16 protein-coding genes are annotated in these 19,413 nt (G+C 61.6%); 7 read left to right on the top strand and 9 right to left on the bottom strand.

Annotation, left to right across the window (positions count from 1 at the left end):
* Positions 1–21 precede the first annotated feature (21 nt).
* Both RS75_RS06790 and RS75_RS06785 read right to left on the bottom strand, forming a co-directional pair.
* A complete protein-coding gene (locus RS75_RS06790; RefSeq protein ID WP_045018814.1) occupies positions 22–525 on the bottom strand; it encodes a hypothetical protein in 504 nt (167 codons plus the stop codon).
* A 21-nt stretch (positions 526–546) separates the two neighbouring features.
* A complete protein-coding gene (locus tag RS75_RS06785; protein WP_045018586.1) occupies positions 547–1,320 on the bottom strand; it encodes an NAD kinase in 774 nt (257 codons plus the stop codon).
* Positions 1,321–1,627: 307 nt separating this feature from the next.
* Here RS75_RS06785 and RS75_RS06780 point away from each other — a divergent pair, with 307 nt between their 5' ends.
* A complete protein-coding gene (locus RS75_RS06780; protein ID WP_045018812.1) occupies positions 1,628–2,545 on the top strand; it encodes a PhzF family phenazine biosynthesis protein in 918 nt (305 codons plus the stop codon).
* Positions 2,546–2,648: 103 nt separating this feature from the next.
* On the opposite strand, the gene RS75_RS06775 is transcribed toward RS75_RS06780, so the two are convergent.
* Positions 2,649–8,996: an apolipoprotein A-IV repeat region-like domain-containing protein gene (locus RS75_RS06775; RefSeq protein WP_045018810.1), complete on the bottom strand. Its 6,348-nt coding sequence runs from the start codon at positions 8,994–8,996 to the stop codon at positions 2,649–2,651.
* A gap of 481 nt (positions 8,997–9,477) precedes the next feature.
* Between RS75_RS06775 and RS75_RS06770 the strand changes: the two genes are divergently transcribed.
* Positions 9,478–9,846 (top strand): Hpt domain-containing protein, encoded by a 369-nt coding sequence (locus tag RS75_RS06770; RefSeq protein WP_045018584.1) that lies wholly within the window; start codon positions 9,478–9,480, stop codon positions 9,844–9,846.
* Between the two features lie 129 nt (positions 9,847–9,975).
* The gene (locus RS75_RS06765) at positions 9,976–10,296 is read left to right on the top strand and encodes a 2Fe-2S iron-sulfur cluster-binding protein (protein ID WP_045018808.1); all 321 of its coding nucleotides are present in this window, start codon (positions 9,976–9,978) and stop codon (positions 10,294–10,296) included.
* 301 nt (positions 10,297–10,597) lie between these two features.
* On the opposite strand, the gene RS75_RS06760 is transcribed toward RS75_RS06765, so the two are convergent.
* Entirely contained in the window at positions 10,598–11,224 is a 627-nt protein-coding gene (locus RS75_RS06760; protein WP_045018582.1) for a DUF922 domain-containing Zn-dependent protease, read from the bottom strand.
* Between the two features lie 105 nt (positions 11,225–11,329).
* Here RS75_RS06760 and folP point away from each other — a divergent pair, with 105 nt between their 5' ends.
* From folP to folK, 3 genes are all read left to right on the top strand, one after another.
* A complete protein-coding gene (gene folP, locus RS75_RS06755; RefSeq protein WP_045018580.1) occupies positions 11,330–12,190 on the top strand; it encodes a dihydropteroate synthase in 861 nt (286 codons plus the stop codon).
* Between the two features lie 78 nt (positions 12,191–12,268).
* On the top strand, positions 12,269–12,634 hold the full coding sequence (gene folB / locus RS75_RS06750) for a dihydroneopterin aldolase (RefSeq protein ID WP_045018578.1): 366 nt from the start codon (positions 12,269–12,271) through the stop codon (positions 12,632–12,634).
* Between the two features lie 4 nt (positions 12,635–12,638).
* On the top strand, positions 12,639–13,154 hold the full coding sequence (folK, locus tag RS75_RS06745) for a 2-amino-4-hydroxy-6-hydroxymethyldihydropteridine diphosphokinase (RefSeq protein ID WP_200893618.1): 516 nt from the start codon (positions 12,639–12,641) through the stop codon (positions 13,152–13,154).
* 14 nt (positions 13,155–13,168) lie between these two features.
* Here folK and RS75_RS06740 read toward each other — a convergent pair whose 3' ends face one another.
* The 4 genes from RS75_RS06740 to RS75_RS06725 all read right to left on the bottom strand — a co-directional run bounded on the left by RS75_RS06740 (position 13,169) and on the right by RS75_RS06725 (position 17,021).
* Positions 13,169–13,729 carry a hypothetical protein gene (locus RS75_RS06740; protein ID WP_045018575.1) on the bottom strand — a complete coding sequence of 187 codons (561 nt, stop codon included), beginning with the start codon at positions 13,727–13,729 and terminating at the stop codon, positions 13,169–13,171.
* A 129-nt stretch (positions 13,730–13,858) separates the two neighbouring features.
* Positions 13,859–14,938 carry a YcjF family protein gene (locus RS75_RS06735; protein WP_045018573.1) on the bottom strand — a complete coding sequence of 360 codons (1,080 nt, stop codon included), beginning with the start codon at positions 14,936–14,938 and terminating at the stop codon, positions 13,859–13,861.
* On the bottom strand, positions 14,935–16,413 hold the full coding sequence (locus RS75_RS06730; protein WP_045018571.1) for a YcjX family GTP-binding protein: 1,479 nt from the start codon (positions 16,411–16,413) through the stop codon (positions 14,935–14,937). The genes RS75_RS06735 and RS75_RS06730 overlap by 4 nt, the downstream gene beginning before the upstream one ends.
* Positions 16,414–16,544: 131 nt before the next feature.
* Positions 16,545–17,021 carry a SixA phosphatase family protein gene (locus RS75_RS06725; protein ID WP_045018805.1) on the bottom strand — a complete coding sequence of 159 codons (477 nt, stop codon included), beginning with the start codon at positions 17,019–17,021 and terminating at the stop codon, positions 16,545–16,547.
* Positions 17,022–17,428: 407 nt separating this feature from the next.
* Here RS75_RS06725 and dksA point away from each other — a divergent pair, with 407 nt between their 5' ends.
* A complete protein-coding gene (gene dksA, locus RS75_RS06720; RefSeq protein WP_045018569.1) occupies positions 17,429–17,848 on the top strand; it encodes an RNA polymerase-binding protein DksA in 420 nt (139 codons plus the stop codon).
* A gap of 129 nt (positions 17,849–17,977) precedes the next feature.
* Here dksA and RS75_RS06715 read toward each other — a convergent pair whose 3' ends face one another.
* A complete protein-coding gene (locus RS75_RS06715; protein WP_045018567.1) occupies positions 17,978–19,210 on the bottom strand; it encodes a flagellar biosynthetic protein FliO in 1,233 nt (410 codons plus the stop codon).
* Positions 19,211–19,413 lie beyond the last annotated feature (203 nt).

Here is a 19,413-nt window from a genome sequence, read left to right as displayed (position 1 = left end):
CCCGTCTAACCGGACTTGCTCTCAGTTCGAGGCTTTCTCGATTTTCATTTCACCAAGCTCGTCGATCAGGATCGTCCAGCTTTCCGCTTCCTTGGCCACCGGGTCCGTTTTCAGATAGACCGTTACGAACAGGCCGGGCGAGGCGGGTGCGCCGTTCGAGCTTTCTGGGCGAATATCCGTGACGTAGGATTTCATCTGGCTGAATTCTTCCAGCTCGATGTTTTCGAGAAGGTTCGGTCCGTTGGCGGCAAATGCGATGCGCTGTAGGTAGACTCTCGCGGTGCCATCGCCCTGGCGGATCGCAACCACCTTGTAATAGCCGCGTGTAGGCGTCGCCGGCGGCGGCCGCAGCTGACCGTCAGTGCCTGCCACAGGCTCCAAATTCTGCTCTTCCCACATGCCGCTGCTGACAACGAAGATCGCCGAAACCGGCAGCGCGTCGATCGCCTCCGTCTGGGCGCGCACGGGAAGCACAGCAGCGGTTGCGAAAATGAGGGCAGCGAGGAGAGGAGTTTTCAGGTGCATGGCCATCGTCAGCGGTTGGCGTCAATTGTTGAATTGTTCGGCGAGAACCCGGTCCGACCACGAGCGGTCCGGATCCGAGAGAATTCTGGCCGTCCTGTCCTGTGATTGCGCAATCCGCACATGCCGCACGGATTTCACCTCCGTATGGTCGGCCACCGCGTTTACCGGGCGTTTATCCCGCTCCAGAACGTGAATGTCCACCGTCACCTTGTTCGGCAAGAGCGCACCGCGCCAGCGGCGCGGCCGGAAGGCGCTGACGGGGGTGAGCGCCAGAAGCGGCGATTCCAGCGGAAGGATCGGTCCATGGGCCGAGAAATTATAGGCTGTCGACCCCGCCGGTGTCGCCACCATCATGCCATCGCAGATCAGCTCTTCCAGCCGCACCTTGCCGTCCACTTCGACGCGAAGCTTGGCCGCCTGATGCGATTGCCGGAACAGGCTGACCTCGTTCATGGCGAGCGCCGTAAACTCGTCGCCGTCGGAATCCGTCGTCGTCATGCGCAGGGGATGAAAATCATTTCCGGTCGCCACGGCAATGCGCTCGATCAGGCCGTCCACCCGGTAGTCGTTCATCAGGAAACCGACCGATCCCCGGTTCATGCCATAGACCCGCTTGCCGGAATTCATCGTCTCGTTGAGAATTTGCAGCATGAAGCCGTCGCCGCCGAGCGCCACGATCACATCCGCTTCGTGGAAGGGTGTGTTGCCGTAAGCGCCTTTCAGCTCTTCCAGCGCCCTCTGCGCCTCGTCAGTTGTGGAGGCGACGAAGGACAGTGAACAGTTAGAATGCGACATCCGCTTCCCTCGGCAACGACGCAAACCGGAAGCGGCCTGCGAAGGATGCTGTAACCTGTTGAAGTGGCTCACAATCTTCAATCGTCGATGAAAACGGTCGATCGCAAGCCACAAGATGCATCCTTGGTACATGAAGACGGCGGTTCGCGACAAGGCCTTTCGGGCGGGCAGGCGTTCCCTTCCGATGCGTTTGCCCCAGTGCGGTCCACAGCTTCTTGATTTCCGGCCTCCGACAAGGGTTGCGATGCGCGGCGGCGTAAGGCAATTTGCCCGAACCAGGCGGAATGACGAATGGCAGGAGACGGGCGTGGTGCTGAATTACAATATCTACGATGTCTTTACCGAGACCAAATTGGCGGGAAATCCGCTCGCTGTCATGTATGATGCGGACGGTCTCGACCAGGAGACGATGCAGGCGATCGCCAGGGAAATGAACCTCTCCGAGACCGTTTTCGTCAACCGCTCCGGCAACCCTGCCCATGCGGCTTCGCTCCGCATCTTCACGCCATCCAGCGAACTGCCTTTCGCGGGCCACCCGACCGTTGGCGCAGCGATTGCGATTGCGGAGCGCAATCGCAAGGACAGCGACGGCGATATCGACATGGTCTGCGTGCTGGAGGAGAAGGTGGGGCCGGTGCGCTGCGCGGTCAGGATGCGGACTGGCGCGGTCAGCTTCGCCGAATTCGACCTGCCGCGTAAATCGTCCCGCGTCACCCTGCCGCTCGATCATACGGCACTTGCCGATGCGCTGGGCGTCAGCGAAGGCCATCTCGGCTTTGAAAATCACGTACCGTCGATCTGGACGGCAGGCGTGCCGTTTCTGCTCGTGCCGCTGCACAACATCACCGCTATCAGCGATATGGATTTCGACGCCGGTCTGTGGCTGCGCACCGCACCGTTGGTCGAGGGACGCCTGACGGCGGCCTATATCTATTGTCGCGGCGGCGTCAATCACGCGGCAAAGTTCCACGCCCGGATGTTCTCCCCGGAAATGGGGATTTCGGAAGACCCCGCCACCGGAGCCGCCGTCGCCGCCCTTTCCGGCGCCATCCACCATTTCGACGGCCTGACCGACGGCCACTATCCGCTCTTGATAGAGCAGGGCGTAGAGATGGAACGGCCTTCCCACATCCACCTGCGCATGGACATCAAGGACAACGAAATCGCCCGCGCCCGCATCGGCGGCCACGCGGTCCGCGTGGCAACGGGTACGTTCGAGATTTGATTTCATTATAAGCGGTTGAACTGCTGTCGGAAAAACGCCTGTCAGACAAAATGAAAAACCCCGGTCATGACCGGGGTTTTATTGTTTCTACTCAGACCGAAGTTCAGTTGAACCGACCCGCCGCATGGGCAAGCATCGTATAGACCTTGCCGGTATCGGAGGTGAGGTAAGACTGCGTGACGGTCCGGTCGCGGTCCGTGCGCGCCACATCGGCGAGCAGCTTTTCGAAATCGGTGATGTAGCGGTCTACGGCGGTGCGGAATTCGGCTTCCCGCTCATATTTGCGCTTGATCTCGTCAAACGTCGTCTGGCCCTTCAGGGTGTAGAGGCGGCGGGTGAAGACGTCGCGCTCGCCGCGCTGGTAGCGGCGCCACAGTTCCACCGACGCATCGTGGTCGATGGCGCGGGCGATGTCGACGGAGAGCGAGTTCAGCGATTCCACCATGTGACGCGGATTGCGTGTGTCGGCCGCGCGGGTCGGCTGTTGCTCAGTGCCGGTGCGGGGTGCGGAAGCGGCAGTCGTTTCCTGCGAGGCACCGCGCAGAAGATCGCTGATCCAGCCGCCGCCTTCTTCACGACGTCCGGCGGGGGCCGCGGCCGTCTGGGGCGGGGCGGACGCCTGACGGTTTTCGACCTGGCGGTTCTCAAGCGGCAGGGTGCCGCGCAAGGCAGGTGCAGGTGCGGAGGCAGGCTGTGCCGGGCGCGGTGGTACCGGAGCGGCTGCTGCCGGCTGCGGACGCGTCTCGACGCGACGCTCTGCCGCTGGCTGGGTCGCGGCGATGGCGCGGGCGACAGGCGCGGAGACTTCCATCTGATGCGATGAACGACCGACAAGCTGGGAAATATCCTGCAAGGCCTTGATCTGCTCGGAAACGGCGCGGCGCATGGCGGCAGCGCTTTCCTTGGCCTCTTCCGGCAGGTCGAACGCGCCGCGCTTCAGCTCCGCGCGGGTCGCATCCAGCTCGCGGCGGATATCGTGGCTGGAGCGGCGGATCTCGTCCGTCGCGCCGGCAAAGCGGCTGACGGCGTCCTCGACGGCCTGACGCAGCGTTTCCTTGAGGTTGGCTGCGGCGGCATTGGATTTTTCCGATGCGCTGCCAAGAAGGTTGTCGACTTCCGAGAGCGAGGATTCGACGCCGCCGCGCAGGCGGCTGACCAGCTCGTCGGAATATTTCTGCGCGTCGGAAAGCGTGCTTTCAATCGAGCGGCTGGCATCCTGACCGGCGGAGAGCAGGGCGCCCCGCATGGTCTGCGCCGCCGAGCGGGCGCGCTGTTCGGTTTCATCGAGCGAGCGGCCGATATCGGTGAAGGAGGCCTGCAGATTGTCGCGCAGATTGCCCGCGACGTTCTGCGACCGCTCCTCGGCATCGTTGAGCGTGGTTTCCACAACACTGACGACGCCGCGCATGGCGGTTTCGATTTCCTCGGAGCGCTTGACGAGGCCGACGGACAGGCTGCGAAGCGCGTCCTGACGTTCCTCCAGCGTGCCGACGAGGCTCGACTGCGCCGCATTGAGCAATTCGGACGCCTGGCTCAGCACCTTGGAATGCTCCTCGAAGCGTCCGACGATGCCGGCAACCTGCGCCAGTGTCTGGCCGGAAATATTCGACAGACGGTCGATCTTTCCTTCGAGCAGACGGCTGGAGCTGGACACCATGTCGGCGGCCTGCGAGGCGGATTCGGAGAAGCGGGTCGCAGACACGTTCAGCGCCTCGTCGGCCGTGCCGAATTCCTGTGCGGCGCGCTCGACGGCGGAGTTGAAGTTGGTTGCCGACCGCTCGACGATTTCGGCCATGCTGTTATGGGTCTGCGACAGCATATCCGTGCTCTGGCGGGTGGCGGCGACGAGCTTGTTTGCCACATCGCTGCCGGCACGGGCGTATTTGTCGATACCCTCTTCGACGGCATCCGCCATCGCAGTGTGCGTCTGAGACAGCATGTCCGTGCTCTGGCGGGTTGCCGCGACAAGCTTGCTTGCCGCATCCGTTCCGGCGGTGGCGTAGTCGCTGATCGCCTGCTCCACCATGCCGACCATGCCGCTGTTGCTCTGCGACAGAAGTTCGGCGCTCTGCTGGGCGGCGGAGACGATCTTTTCGGCGGCTTCACGGCCGATGATGGCGTATTCGTCGACCACCGGCTTCGCCTTCTCCTCGATCAGACGCGACAGTTCAGCGGAACGGCTGGCCAGCATCGAGTTGAGTTCGCGGGTGCGGTTGTCCAGCGCCGAGCGAATGGATTCGCCACGCGCATCGAGGGCGGATTCCACACCGGACAGGGTCTCGGAAATGACGCCGACCTGCGAACGCACGACGGCTTCGGCTTCCGCGACCTTGTTGACGATGATGTTGCCCGCCTCGGAGAAGGTCTGGGCGACAGCGGCCGCCTGGCCGGAAAGACGTGTCTGCGCATCCGAGATGCGGTTGACGATCTCGCCGGAACGTTCCTCGATGGCCTTGGTGAATGCCTCGTTCTTTGCCTGCACCTGTTCGGCGAATTCCGACCCGGTTTTCGCCAGCAGGGCGGTGGAGCGAGCTGCTTCCTCGTCGATGCTCTGGGTGGCGGAGGTGACCGCGCCGCGCAGGCCGACCACGAGGTCGCTTGCCTTGCCTTCGATGGTGCGGTTGACGTTTTCGAGGCCGATCGTCAGCGCGCGGTCCATGGTGCCGAGGCGTTCGTCGATGCGGGCCGCGCCGGCATCGAAGGTTTCCGCCAGACGGCCGGTACGGCTTTCGAACGTGTCGGCAACGCGGGTTGCCTGCTCGTCCAGAATACCGGTGATGCGCTGAGCCGCATCGTCGCTGGTGCGGGCAAAGGCGGCCGTCTTGTCTTCCAGCGCATCGGCAAAGCGACGGCCGGCATCCTCGATCGAGGTATTGACGTTGCCGAGATCGCTCGACACGCGCTCTTGCAGCGTACCGAGCGACGTCTCGATGCGCGCGCCGGTCTCGTCGAGCCTGCCCGTGACGCTTCCGATAGAGGTTTCGATCCGCGAGGAGAGCGCATCGGTCGCACCGCCGATTTCGCGGGCGGCTTCACCGATTTTGACGGCGATATCGCCGGCGCTGCTGCGAAGACGCTCTTCCAGCGTCGCCGCGCTGCCGTCAATCGCCTTCTGCAACGTTTCCTGCTGGGTTTCGAGCGAGAGTTCGAGCATGCTGGCGCTGGATGCGACGGTGGTGCCGATCATCATCGCCTGTTCGGAGAGCATGTCGCCCATCTGGGTCGTGGCCGAACTCAGGGTTGCTGCGAGATCCGCCTGGCGCTGATCGAGCGCGGTGCGGATATCCTCATGCGATTGCGAGAGATTGCTTTCGAGACGGGAAACGCCTTCTTCCACCGTCTGCGCAAAGCGGCTGCTGCCGTCTTCCACGACGCTTTCGATGCGGTTGGCCGCGCCCGAGACGCTCTGCTCTATCAGGCCGCTATTGCGTTCAAGCGAGCCGGCGATCCGCTCAGCCTGCGAGCCGAGCATGGTTTCCAGCCGCTCGTGGCCGCTGGCAAGTGCATTTTCAAGCGTGAAAGCGGTTGATTCCAGGCGCTGGCCGACGCCGGCCGCCGCAAGCGAAAGCGACGCGGTTCTGGCGTCCATAGCCTCGGCGATCCGTTCCTCAACGCCCGAAATAGTCATGTCGAGCGCCATGGTGCGGCTGTCGAGTGCATCGGCAATGCGTTCTTCCGCACCGGAGACGATGCCGGAAAGGGCAGCGGTGCGGCTGTCGAGTGCATCGGCAATGCGGTCTTCAACTCCGGAAACGGCCGTATGAAGGGCGGCGGTGCGACCGTCGAGAATGTCGGCGATCTTTTCCTCAACGCCGGAGAAGCTCATATCGAGCGCCAGGGTGCGGCTGTCGAGCACATCCGTGATCCGCTCTTCCGCGCCGGAAACGACGTTCCTGAGGGAGTCCGTGCGGCTGTCGAGCGCGCCGGCAATACGGGTCTCGGCGCCGGCCACCAGCTCGCCAAGGGCTGCGGTGCGCGTGTCGAGCGCTTCGGTGATTTTTTCCTCGGCACCGGAAAACGCCATGTCGAGCGCCATGGTGCGGCTGTCCAAGGCATCTGCGATGCGTTCTTCAGCACCCGAGACGACGGCGTTGAGTGCTGCGGTGCGGCCATCAAGCGTTTCCGCGATACGGGTTTCGGCAACGGCGACCACATCGCCGAAGGTGGCCGTGCGGCTGTCGAGCGCGCCGGCGATCTTCTCTTCGGCGCTTGCGACGATGCCGGTAAGGGCGGAGGTGCGGTTGTCGAGCGTCTCGGACAGTCTTTCCTCGACATTCGCGAAGGTCATGTCGAGCGACAGGGTGCGGCTGTCCATCGTGTCGGCGATGCGTTCCTCGACACCGGAAATCGCGCTGGAAAGAGCGGCCGTGCGGCCATCCAGCGTTTCGGCGATACGGTTTTCGGCACCGGACACAACGTCGTGCAGGGCGGCCGTGCGGCTTTCCAGCGTATCGGAGATGCGGTCCTCGATGCCGGAGACGGCGCCGGTGATGGCGGCGGCCCTGGTTTCGAGCGTTTCCGACAGGCGGCGCTCGACATCGGCGACGACGCTGTTGATCGCGGCTGCGCGTTCGTCGAGCATCGCGGCAAGGCGTTCCGCCGTACCCGATACCGAGCCGGTAATGGCCAGCGAACGGCTGGCGAGCGCTTCGTCGAAGCGGTCCTGGCTGGCCGAAAGCGCGCCGAACAGGGCATTGCTGCGTTCCGCCAGCACACCGTCGATCTTCTCATGCGAACTGGCGAAGGCATCGGTGATTTCAGCGGTACGCTGGCCGATCGCATCGCTGAACGCACGGGTGCGTGTATCAAGCGCGCTTTCGAGCATTTCCTGGCCGGTGCCCAGCGCGGTTGCGAGCGCAAGCGACTGGTCGGTCATCGTGGTGCCGATCCGCTCCAGACCGCTGGCCATCAGGGTGTCGAGGGCTTCGGAGCCGCCGGCAACGGTTTCGTTGATCCGGGCGAGGCTTTCCATCAGCTTGCTGTCGAGGCTGCCTGCGCGCTGGTCGAAGGCGCTGGCGAATTCCGCCACCTGTTCGTCGAAAGCGGAGTTGACCTGGCCGACCGTCGCCTGCAACCGTTCCTCGTAGAGGCCGGAGCGAAGATCGAGATCCATGATCGCATCGTCCGCCGTGCTTTGCAGGCTCTGGCGGAAGGAGAGGCCTTTTTCCTCGAGCGTCGTCGAAAGCTTGTCGAGCACGGTATCGAGCGAGCCGCCGATGATCTGCTGGCCGCGATCTATATTGCGGTTGAGTTCAAGCGTGCGCGTGGACAGCGTTTCGTTGAGCTGGCGGGTACGTTCCTCCAGCGCGCTGTTCAGGCTCTCCGCGCCGCTGTCCAGCGTCGAGGCATGGATGGCAAACCGCTCGAGCAGCACTTCGCCGCGCTCGTCCAGCGTCGAGGTGAGATTGTGCAGGCGCATGTCGAATTCGCTCGACAGGGTCGAGCCGGAGGAATTCAGTGCCTGAAGCAGGTTTTCGGTCTTGGCCGCGATCAGGCTGCCCATGGCTTCGGTCGAAGCGCGCGATTTTTCCAGCAATGCGGCCGAGCGCGTGTCGATCATCGAGGCGAAAGCCTCGCCGGAGGTGGCAAGCCGCATCGACAGCTCTTCGCCGACGATGGAAAGCTCTTCCTTGATCTGTTCCTGTGCGCCGACGATCGAGGAGCGGATGCGCTCCGCGTGGTTGACGATGGCGTCGCGCTCGGCGGACAGTTCCTGCACGAGGCTGCGTACGCGCGTTTCGTTGTCGGCATAGCTGCGCTCAAGCGCGTTGACTTCCGAATGGACGAGGGTTTCGAGTTCCGTCGCTCGCGCGATGGTACGCTCGATGCCGTCGTTCATGGCCGAAACTTCGCGGCGAACCGCCTGGCCGACGGACATGATCCGGTCGGACGCGATAGTTTCTGGTTCTGCAAGACGAAGGGCGACTTCGGCCATGGACCGGGCGGCGTTGCGTAGGTCACGGGCACGCGCCATCATAATCGCGAAGGCGAAGAACAGCATGACCGGAACGACGATGCCGACGACGATCGCCATCAGGCCGGGGATTGCGGTGAGGTCGGCAAGCGAGCCGATGTTCCACAGGGCGTTGCCATAGATAAGGTGCGCGACGCCAAGACCGCCAAACGCCCAGATCACCGACATGATCGTCGCGTTTCTGAGTGCGCCGGCGATGGAGCTGCCTTCGAGCGATTTCAGGATCATGGCCGGGCTGCGCTTGGAGCCGTCATTGGCCGCCTCGAGATTGGGCGATTTGGGTGCCTGTTCGGCAGGCGCACGCGCGGCCTCGGGAGCAGGGGTCTGTCTGACTTCCTTCAATCTGGCCTCCGGCGGCTTTGGCGCTGTGGTTTTCCGCGATTCCGGCTTGTCTTCGAAAGCGCCGAGCTGCAAGGCGTCTTCCAACGCCTGAAATGCGGTCTCGTCGACAGAGTCGCTGATCTTGTTATTCGCCATGCGGTTACGCCTCGTTACACATACGCCCGGCTTCATGCCGTTCGACCACTTGCGACGCGCAAGCGGACTGCCGCCATCATGCCGGCGGAAAATTATTCCCGTGAAGGAGAACAATTCCGCCATTTACCAAATCCCGAATGCTGGTGATCCAGCTTTCGGGCGAAATTACATCACTGTGCCGCAATAACAAAGCTTGAGCTTAAGCCTTATCGGGGCGGCAGTACCGTAGTGACACATTTAGGTGTTCGAAACAATTAATGCGGGTTTGCGACGGTAGCGAAGTGTCGGCTTTTTAACAGTTTTTAAACCTTAGTTTCGCGCTGAACGCCTTGTTTCGCATAAGTTTAACATAAATTAACCATAGCAGAAGATTTTCGCCCGCGTCACGCCGTAATTTAAGCCGATAGCACCGTCTTCAATGCGTAAATACGACACAGATGTGACACGAAACAGGAAACGGCGAGACAAAGGAATTTCAGAAATGGCAGCGGTCAGTATTGCTTTCGAGGCTCCGGATAATTGTGGTGGTGCGCCGGCCGCCGGTACAAGGCCTATCGATTTCGATCATCTCGCTCGGCAGACGATGGGCGACAAGGAACTGGAAATCGAGGTTCTGCAACTCTTCAGTCGTAACGCCCGTGCTGCCCTGCATGAAATGGCCGATGCTGACGACAAGACCGTGAGGGCAACCGCCCACCGTCTGAAGGGCGCAGCGCAAGCCATCGGCGCGTCTGCCGTGTCGAAGGCTGCGGCAACGGTAGAGGACAAGGGCAACGACAGCGCGGCCATCGCCAGGCTCGCTGCGGCCATTGTCGAAGCGGAAAACTTCATCCTCAAGCTCTGCCGCTAAGACAGATCCCATCAAATTTATCATTTTGCGGGGCCGGTTGCGCCTGGCGCCCCTGAAGCGGGTTGCCAAGCCGAACCGGCCTTTCTATGTGTTTAGAACAGTTCTCAGATCACTATTTTGGATTCCGGCATGACAAAACTGACCATCGTTGCCTTTGACGGCACGCCCCACGAACTCGATGTGAGCAACGGTTCCACCGTCATGGAGAACGCCGTGCGCAACTCCATTCCCGGCATCGATGCGGAATGCGGCGGCGCCTGCGCCTGTGCGACCTGTCATGTCTATGTGGACGACGCATGGTCTGAACGTGTCGGTGGACCCGAACCGATGGAAGAGGACATGCTGGATTTCGCCTTCGAAGTGCGTCCCACCTCGCGTCTTTCCTGTCAGATCAAGATGAAGGACGAGCTTGACGGTCTTGTCGTTCACGTTCCCGAACGCCAGGGCTGATAACACTCCGCATTGCACGCCACAGAAAAAGCCCCGCTCACCTGTTAGCGGGGAGCGGGGCGAGGCGGGTACGCAGCATGCAGGCGAGGGAGGAAACACCTGCGAGCCCTCAAGTGCGCACCGGGAGAACCGGAGGCGGTTTCGAACGCCGGACCCGCTGCGGGCCGCCACCGTTCCAAACCGTACGAACAAGCTACAATGAGTCTCGTCGATGGCACCATGGCGAGAAGTCACGGGTGATATCGGACATGCCGTAACGTCATGTTCGCGTTGCGCAATGCGTCTACGGGAAAAATGCGGCTCAGCGCCGGTGCTGGCCCTGTTCGATCCGGTTCTTCAAAAGCCGGGTCATGCGCGCATCGAAATTTCTCGATTCCACCACATCGAAACGCAACTGATCCTTGTCGTGCTCATCCATGACGGTCTGGGTGATCTTGCCGACCATCTCCTGCAACGTTTCGCAGTTTTTTTGCGGATGGAGCGCCGTCAATTGCCTTTCGAGCGAGCGGGCATGGGTGCGGGCAATTTCCGCGTGCCGTTCCTCGTGGCGCTTGATATCGGCAAGCAGCGTATCCCAGATGAAAGCCAGCTCCGCCGTGGTCCGGCGGCGGTTTTTCCATTGCGGCAGGAGGATGCGGGTGTTCAGCACCACCTTGGTGGTTCCAACGCTGCACAGGCCGTTTTTTTCGACATAGGTGAGTTCGCCGCCGAATTTGATCTCGGTGGCCCCTGGATGGCGCGCGCCGGTGTTGCGCGTCAGCGGACCGTGCTTGGAAAGCTGCCTGTCGAGGTCGGCGGCGGTTTTGCCGCTGATCGAAAAATAGGAATAGGTCTTGCGCACGATGGTCTCGGAAAAAGCTGATCCGGGCATGGAAAGGGCCACTGCGCCAGCGAAAATGGCGCAAAGAGCACGTGATGATATGGTCATGACCCGGCCTTCCGGTTGAACTTGAAAAACGTTTGCTGCATAGGCGGAGCGGAACTTATAAGAATTGGCATAACACTCCGTATATTCCCGAAAGGCGCGTGTTACGTGATAACAGCCGGCAGCAATGTGTGGCAAGCGGCCCATGGTCGCTCCCTGAAACTTGATGGACGTGGCCGTATTATGGCCATCGTCAATGCGACGCCCGATTCCTTTTCGGATGGCGGCCGTTATCTCGCCGTCGATGCGGCTTTTTCCCATGCGCTGACCTGCGTGGAGGAGGGCGCGGATATCATCGATATCGGCGGCGAATCCACCCGTCCCGGCGCGGCCGGGGTGACGGAGGGCGAGGAACAGGACCGGGTACTGCCGGTCATCGAGAGGCTTCGCCGCGAGACGGACGTTCTGATTTCCGTCGATACCTACCGCGCATCGACGGCGAGGCTGGCGATCGCGGCGGGCGCACACATCGTCAACGATGTCTTCGGGCTGCAGAAGGATGGGGAGATGGCTGGCGTGATCGCGGCTGCGCGCGCAGGCGTCTGCATCATGCATACCGGTCGCGACAGGCAAAAGCGTGCCGATGTCATCGAAGACCAGTTCGAATTCCTCAATCACTCGCTCGATATCGCCGAGGATGCGGGCATTGCCCGTGACGGCATCGTGCTCGATCCGGGTTTCGGTTTCGCCAAGGACGAGCATGAAAATGTCGAGCTGATGGCCCGCTTTGGCGAACTTGCCGCTTTCGGCCTGCCGGTTCTGGCCGGTACGTCGCGCAAGCGTTTCATCGGGTCGCTGACGGGCAGGGATGCGGCCGAGGAACGCGATATCGGAACAGCAGCGACGACAGTGATCCTCAGGCTGGCGGGTGCCGCGATTTTTCGCGTCCATAATGTCGCTGCGACACGCGATACCCTGGCAATCGCCGATGCGGTTCTTGCCAAAGCGTCGGCAAGGCCCGATGCATAGATCAACAAGTGCCGGAACGCCGCACGCCGAAAAAGGCACGGCGTTTTGGCGAAACACCCCCGCCATGGAGGCGATGCGATGAGCCGCTATACCATCATTCTGAAAAACTGTTCTTTTTTCGCCCGTCACGGCCTTCTCGAGCAGGAAGAGGTGCTTGGCCAGCGATTTTTTGTCGATGCCGAGATGGAGGTCGAGGCGGGTGATGCGCTGGAAACCGACGATATCGAAAACACCGTCGATTATGGCGTTGCTTTCGCCGTCATCGAAAAGATCGTCGTCGGTCAGCGCCGCTACCTGATCGAATCTTTGGCGAACGACATCGCCAAGGCGCTGCGTGCACGCTATCCGCAAATCGTCTGGCTGCGGATCACGGTGCGCAAGCCGTCTGCACCCGTTCCCGGCATTCTCGACTATGCGCAGGTGAGTGTTGAACACCGTGCCTGACAGAATGAAAGTCGCCGCATTGGGGCTGGGCGGCAATATCGGCGATCCGGCCGCCGCGATGGCCAGAGCCCTACGCGAACTGGATGCACATGAGGATTGCCGTGTGCTGGCAGTCTCCGGGCTTTACCGCACGCCGCCCTGGGGCAAGACCGATCAGGCGGATTTCTTCAATTGCTGCGCGCTGGTAGAAACTTCACTCGCAGCACCCGCGCTGCTGCAACTATGCCTCGACATCGAAAAGGGCATGAAGCGGGTGAGGACGGAACGCTGGGGACCCCGCACCATCGATATCGACGTGCTGACCTATGGTAATGATGTTCTCGTAACGGAAAGCATCGAAGTGCCACATCCGCGCATGACGGAGCGCGCTTTCGTGCTGATGCCGCTTGCCGATATCGCGCCCGATCTTCAAATCAGGGGCAAGTCCGTAGGCGAGTGGCTTCAGAAGACGGATAAAACCAGCATCGTCAGCGCAAACGAAAAACGGGAGTGGTGGACACTCCCGCTCGGTGATGGGTAAAAAATCCGTAGCTCTTACGGCTTGATCGAACCGACGGCCATCTGGTCGATGTCACGCGCCAGCGTCATGCCGATCACCGGGATCATCTGGTCGGCGACCTTGACGGAAATGGTAATATTCATCGAATTGTCGTTCGAGACGCGGGCAACCATGGCGCCGTTGAGCTTGGAGCGATTGATGCCGACAACGACCTTGTCGCCGCTGACCTGCCCGGAAATGATATCCAGTCCCTTGCCTTCGGCGCCGTCAAGGAACTTGCCCTCGTAGCTGCTGCCCTTCTGGCTGATGACGGCGGACATGGGCTGGCTGAAGACGCCGACGCGGCAGGTGCCGGCAAGCTTGATGCCGGTCTGCTTGTCGGCAAGCGGCTCGCCCGTCAGGTCGCAGGTGAATTTGGTGCCCTTGTATTTGCCGGCGACGATTTCGCCCGGGCCTTTCCAGCTTCCGGCGACGGAGCGGAAAAACACGTCGTCGCGATCGCGCGATGCGGCATGGACGTCAGACATGCCGAAGCCGCCACTGACGGACAATATGGCGGCAAGTCCGCCCACAAGCGAAAAGAAGCGCGAATACATGATACTTTCCCCGGCGAAGAAGCCTGTTCGATAAGTGCTAATCTACCGGCGGAATGGTTAATGCTTGGTTTATTTCGCCCCAATTTGCGGCTTCGTTCGTAACCTTTTGATCCGCATATGCCCGGTGGATCAGGCCTTTCCAGCGGTTTTCCCGCCGGTCAGATCGGGCGTCAGGTCGGACATGAAGTCGCCGATCCCCGGTCGCTTCACCGCCTTGAACGGCAGCGGACGGCACAGATCCATCGCCGCGATACCGATTCGCGCTGTCATCAGGCCATTGATGACGCCTTCGCCCAGACGCGCGGAGAGTTTCGAGGCGAGCCCGTGGCCGAGCACCTGCTGGGCAAGCCCGTCACCGACGGCGATCGACCCCGTGACGGCGAGATGGGCGACGACGTCCCGCAACAGCCGCAGCATGCCAAGCGTGCCGGGACGGCCGCCATAAAGCTCCGCCATGGCCCTGACCAGCCTCGTCACCTCGAACAAGACATAGGCGAGATCGACCACCGCGCGCGGGCTGACGGCGGTGACAACGGAGACACGTTTGGAGGAGTTGAGGATCAGGGCGCGGGCCTGCCGGTCGAGCGGCACCAGCAATTCCCGTTCGGCAAGCTCGATCAGATGCGGGCCGTCGATTACGTCGTTTTCGGTTTCCTTCAGCGCAGCGCGCCCCTTCGCGGTTTCGGCGCGGTGGGACAAAACCGCAGTGAGGCGGGTGATGATGGCGCGCGCGGGTTTAGGGCTCTTGTCGAGGCTCGCCGTCTCCGCATCGGCCTTTAGGGATTGCACGGCGTTGAGCCGCATGATGCCGAAAACTTCCCGTCCGACGAGAACGAGGACGGCAAAAAGCGCCACGACGAGGGCGATGCTCGCCGTATAACCCAGCCAGTCGGAGCGGGAAAAGAGGTTGCGGATGAGCTGATCCGCCCAAATACCGAAGGCGAGCGAAAACAGCACGCCAATCGCCCCGAGCGCGAGCTTGCCGAAGGAGAAGCGGCCCTTTTTCGGCGTCGCCACCGGCAATGCGGCGGCATCGATCTCTTCCGGTGCCAGAAATGGGTCTTCCTCGTCAGGTGTCAGCGAAATCTCGGCGTCGAAGCTGCGTGGCCCACGTTTCTGCGCGGTGGTGGTCCGTGCCGTCTCTTCGGTCTCGAGCGTGAAAGCCGCTGGTCGGCGTGTCTGCGGATCGTTTGGTGTGGGAACCTTCATGCGAGCTTGTCTCCAAACAGGAACTGCATGGCGCGGTCGAGCCTTATGTGGGGAATGGAAAGACGGATGCCGCCGCTGCCCGGCTCGTCGATATCCGGCGGGCGGAAACGCACCACATTGACGTCGGGCAGCGTCGCCTTGTCGCCATCCCTGTCAATGCCGAGGAAAAGCGGCTCCGGATCTTCCGGCAGATCACCTGGAAAGATCGCCGTCTTGCGGTTGCCGTCGAAGGTCTCGCCATTGATGGTCTCACCGGCCATCGGCGTGCCAACGATGACCGGAAGGTCGTGACCGTCCTGCCGCACGGTCGCTTCCCGTGTGGCGCGCACGGAAGCCAGCGCCATGACCTCGATGCCCGCGCCATTCATGCCGATGGTGGTAATGGCGCGGTCCACCAGACGGCGCGTCAGCCGCTCCAGCCGGTCATGGCTTTCGTGGTGCAGGTGGTCGGCCTTGGTGGCGGCGATCAGCACCTTGTCGATGCGGCGGCCGATGAGCGACGACAGCAGGCTGTTGGTGCCGGGGCGGAAACAGGCGAGAACGTCGCCCAGCGCCCGCTCCAGATCCTGCACCGCCTCCGGGCCGCGATTGACGGCCTGAAGCGTGTCGATCAGCACGATCTGCCGGTCGAGACGGGCGAAATGCTCGCGGAAGAAGGGTTTGACCACGATCGACTTGTAGGCGTCGTAGCGCCGCTCCATCATGGCGCGCAGCGATCCCTTCGGCGCTTTCTCATCTGTCAGGCCGGGCAGGGGTGCGAAGGTCAGCGCCGGTGATCCTTCCAGATCGCCCGGCATCAGCAGACGGCCCGGCGGCAGCGTGGACAGGGAACGCTCGTCGGATTTGCAGGCCTTGAGGTAGGCGGCAAAACTTTCGGCGAGGCGGCGGGCCGTCATTTCGTCGGCGGGCGCGTTGATATCGAGCGAGGCGGCGATGGCCAGCCATTCGCGCGCCAGCTCGGCGCGAATACCGTTTTCAGCCAGCGCGACGGTGTTGTCGCTGAACTGTTTGTAGTCCTGCGACAGAAGCGGCAGGTCGAGCAGCCATTCGCCGGGATAGTCGACGATGTCGATGGAAAGCTTGCCTGCGGAAAACCACCGGCCCCAGCCGCTGGCGCTCTGGTAATCGAGCGTGATCCTGAGTTCCGAGATCGCCCGTGTCGAATCCGGCCAGAGCCTGTCGCGCACCAGCGCCTGAATATGATCCTCATATTGGAAACGGGGAATGGCGTCGTCCGGCTGCGGCTCCAGACGCACATTCGAGACGCGCCCGGACCGCATGGCCTCGAACATCGGCAGGCGGCCGCCATTCAGGAGATTATGGACGAGGGAGGAAATGAAAACTGTCTTGCCCGCCCGCGAAAGGCCGGTGACGCCAAGCCGCAATGTCGGATGGGTGAGACTGCTCGCACGGTCGGCAAGATTATCGAACGCGATGAGCGCACTGTCCGTCAGGGACGTAAGAGAAGGCGGCAATGGCAATTTCCCGGCTGTGTTTCACGATCACGATTGCAATATAGGACGGCGCAGCTGCCCAAAAAAGAAGCGCGGCGGCGGATTTTCAACGACATCGCTTCCAGCAGCCTGACAGTTGCTCGCAGCAATCGCTACTTGCCGGGTGAGAGGAAATCGACGAGCCGCCAGCGATTCTTGCCATTGCCGGCGCTGTCGTCACGGTCAAGCACGGCAAGCCCCGATGTCGGAAAACCGGAAGGCAGCGCGGCGTGCAGCAGGTCTTCGCCGATCATCGCCTCCAGCGTCGCCTCCATGGTGGGATTGTGCCCGACCAGCATTACCGACCCCACATCCGTTTGCGCGTCGATGAGGGAGAGATAGGTTTCGCTGCGCGCATTGTACATCTCGTCGACATAGGCGATGTCGATGCCCTCGTTGAAGGCTCGTTGCCAGGCTTGTGTGGTCTGCCGGCAGCGTGCTGCCGTGGAGGATAAAAGCATGTCGGGGCGGTAGTGCCGGTCGGCGGCAAGATCGGCGATGATCTCCGCCTCGGCAAAACCAGCGTCGTTCAATCCTCGGTCGAAATCGCGCTCTCCCGGCGCCGCCCAGGCGGCCTTGGCGTGGCGCAGAAGATAAACTCGCTTCGGGGGAGAATCTGTCAAGGGCACGGACCGGCGTTCGAAACTCTAAAGCATGTCGCGCCGAAGTGTGCAGCGGTTTTGCGACGACGACATGCGACGAAACAAAAGCTTAAAGCGTGCGGCGCGAATCTGAAAGATCGCGACACGTTTTAAGCCACGCCTGGAATGCTACAGGATAGGATCGCTGCACCGCAAGTCCTCTTTCCTGTTGGCAAGTCGCATTGAAGTGATCGAAGAAGAGATCGTGCCTACGCCAATAAAGGATAAAAATTAGTCATTTAGATGATTTTTGTGTCAGTTTTAAAAATGCCCGAAAACCGATCTGTAGACTTGAACCGGCCTATATCATTGGAGTATACACCGCCGCATTGAGATGTTCTTCGAGGAGAATCGCGTTGAGTGAGAAGATCGATCTTAGCAAATATGTACTCTCGGAAGACGACGAGTTCATGAATGCCAGCCAGCGTGCCTACTTCCGCGCGAAGTTGGTCGCCTGGAAAAACGACATCCTGAGAGAAGCGCGTGAGACCCTTGGACATCTCGCCGAAGAAAGCGCCAATCATCCCGACCTAGCAGACCGGGCCTCTTCCGAAACAGACCGGGCGATCGAGCTTCGCGCCCGAGACCGCCAGCGCAAGCTGATTTCCAAAATCGATGCCGCCCTTCAGCGGATCGATGACGGCACCTACGGTTACTGTGAGGAAACCGGCGAGCCAATCGGCCTCAAGCGTCTGGACGCCCGCCCGATAGCGACCCTGTCCATCGAGGCGCAGGAACGTCACGAGCGCCGTGAAAAGGTCTACCGCGACGAATAATGCGGGACGTTGTTCGGGCCGCTGCGGCGAACCGGCCAACGAACAGGACGGAAATGACAAAGGGCACGGAACTGTTTCCGTGCCCTTTTTTCTGTCTTGAATATTTGTGTGTCGAAAGGCGAGAACCCGTCAGCGGTCTCGGGTGACGGAAAGCTCACCGAAAATACGCGCCATTTCCTTCTGCATATCGCCATCCGGCGTAGCGCCGGTCACGGGCGGCGAGACAGGTTCGGTTTTTGGCTGTTTTTCCGCAGCAGTGGCGATTGCCTGTTCGTTATCCGCCTCCTTGCTCTTGGCGATCTCCGCTTCGAGAAAGCTTTCGAAATCGCTGGCAAGGTCATCGGAAAATTTCGGCTCCGCGTCAGCGGAGGCGACGGCCGGATTTTCGGCCTTCGGCGCAAAAGGTGAAGGCGGTGTGTTTTGTCCCGGTTTCAGGCCCGGCAGAACCCGTTCCCGCGCGGCGTCCAGAAAATCTGCGGCAACCGATTGGTCGACGACCGGTTCCCGCGCGGCAAAAATCTGTGATGCCGTGGGCCGTTCTTCCGGCACCGCTGCCGACACGGGAACGGGCGGTGCAGCCGGCACTGGCGCGAAAGGCTCGGCACGCCTCTGCTCCGCTCTTTCGGCGGGCATGTCGAGCGATGCGGCGGCAAGCGGCAAAACGGTAGCCGCCGGGGCAGCAGCGACGGATGCCGGTGCCGGTGCTGGCGATGGCAGGGGACGAGCGATTTCCCTTTCCGGTGCGGCTGGTCTGGCTGGCGCAGCGGTTTCGCGCGCGGCGAAGGGCGTGGATACGGGTTGCGGCGGTGTTGACGGGCGTGGCGGCAGCGACGCGGCAGGCGCTGGAGTCGGGCGTGCAGCGGGGGCGGGCGGTTCCGGGCGCTGTGGCTGTTTTACAGGCTCTTCCGGCACGGAAGCCGGAATTGCCGCCGCAACGGGTTGTTGCGACAAGGCGCGACTTTCCCGAGAGATCGGCGGATCGGCTCTTTTTGCTTCGCTTTCCTGACGTGGCAGCGCCCGCAGTTCTGCCTCCTGCGGCTCGCGCATTTCCCTGACGATCGGGATCGCGCCAATGCCGCTCTCGATGACGATATCGGTCGGACCGCCGATCATGACCAGATGTTCGACATTGTCGCGACGCACCAGCACCAGACGGCGACGGGCGTCCACGGCGGTTGCGTCAAGAACCTGCAGGCGCGGTTGCCGGTTGCGGCCGCCGCGAATAAAGGGGGCCGCGCCGCCACGCCTGCGCAGGATCCAGAGAGCGATCGCCAGAATGAGCAGGGCCAAGCCGACGCCGACAACGGCGACGATGAGATTGTTTCCATAGGTGCCGATAAAATCTTCCATCATGGAGATCATCCCTTCAGATTTTTTCGGGCAATTAATATTGCCGTGGTTCTTATAATGTGAACGTAAAGCAGGAAAAGACGATTTTTTTAGGCGCGATACAAGGTTTATCCACCTTCATCCCATTGAAACGCAAAACCGGTTGGCGCGCTTTCGGTTCCCTCATAGCCCGAAAGGGCGGCGCATTGTGTCTTTGGGACCGTTTCTCTGTGCGT

The sequence above is a fragment of the Rhizobium nepotum 39/7 genome, from assembly GCF_000949865.1.
In the GTDB taxonomy this organism is placed as follows: domain Bacteria; phylum Pseudomonadota; class Alphaproteobacteria; order Rhizobiales; family Rhizobiaceae; genus Agrobacterium; species Agrobacterium nepotum.
This window is presented reverse-complemented; position numbering and strand designations above follow the sequence as displayed.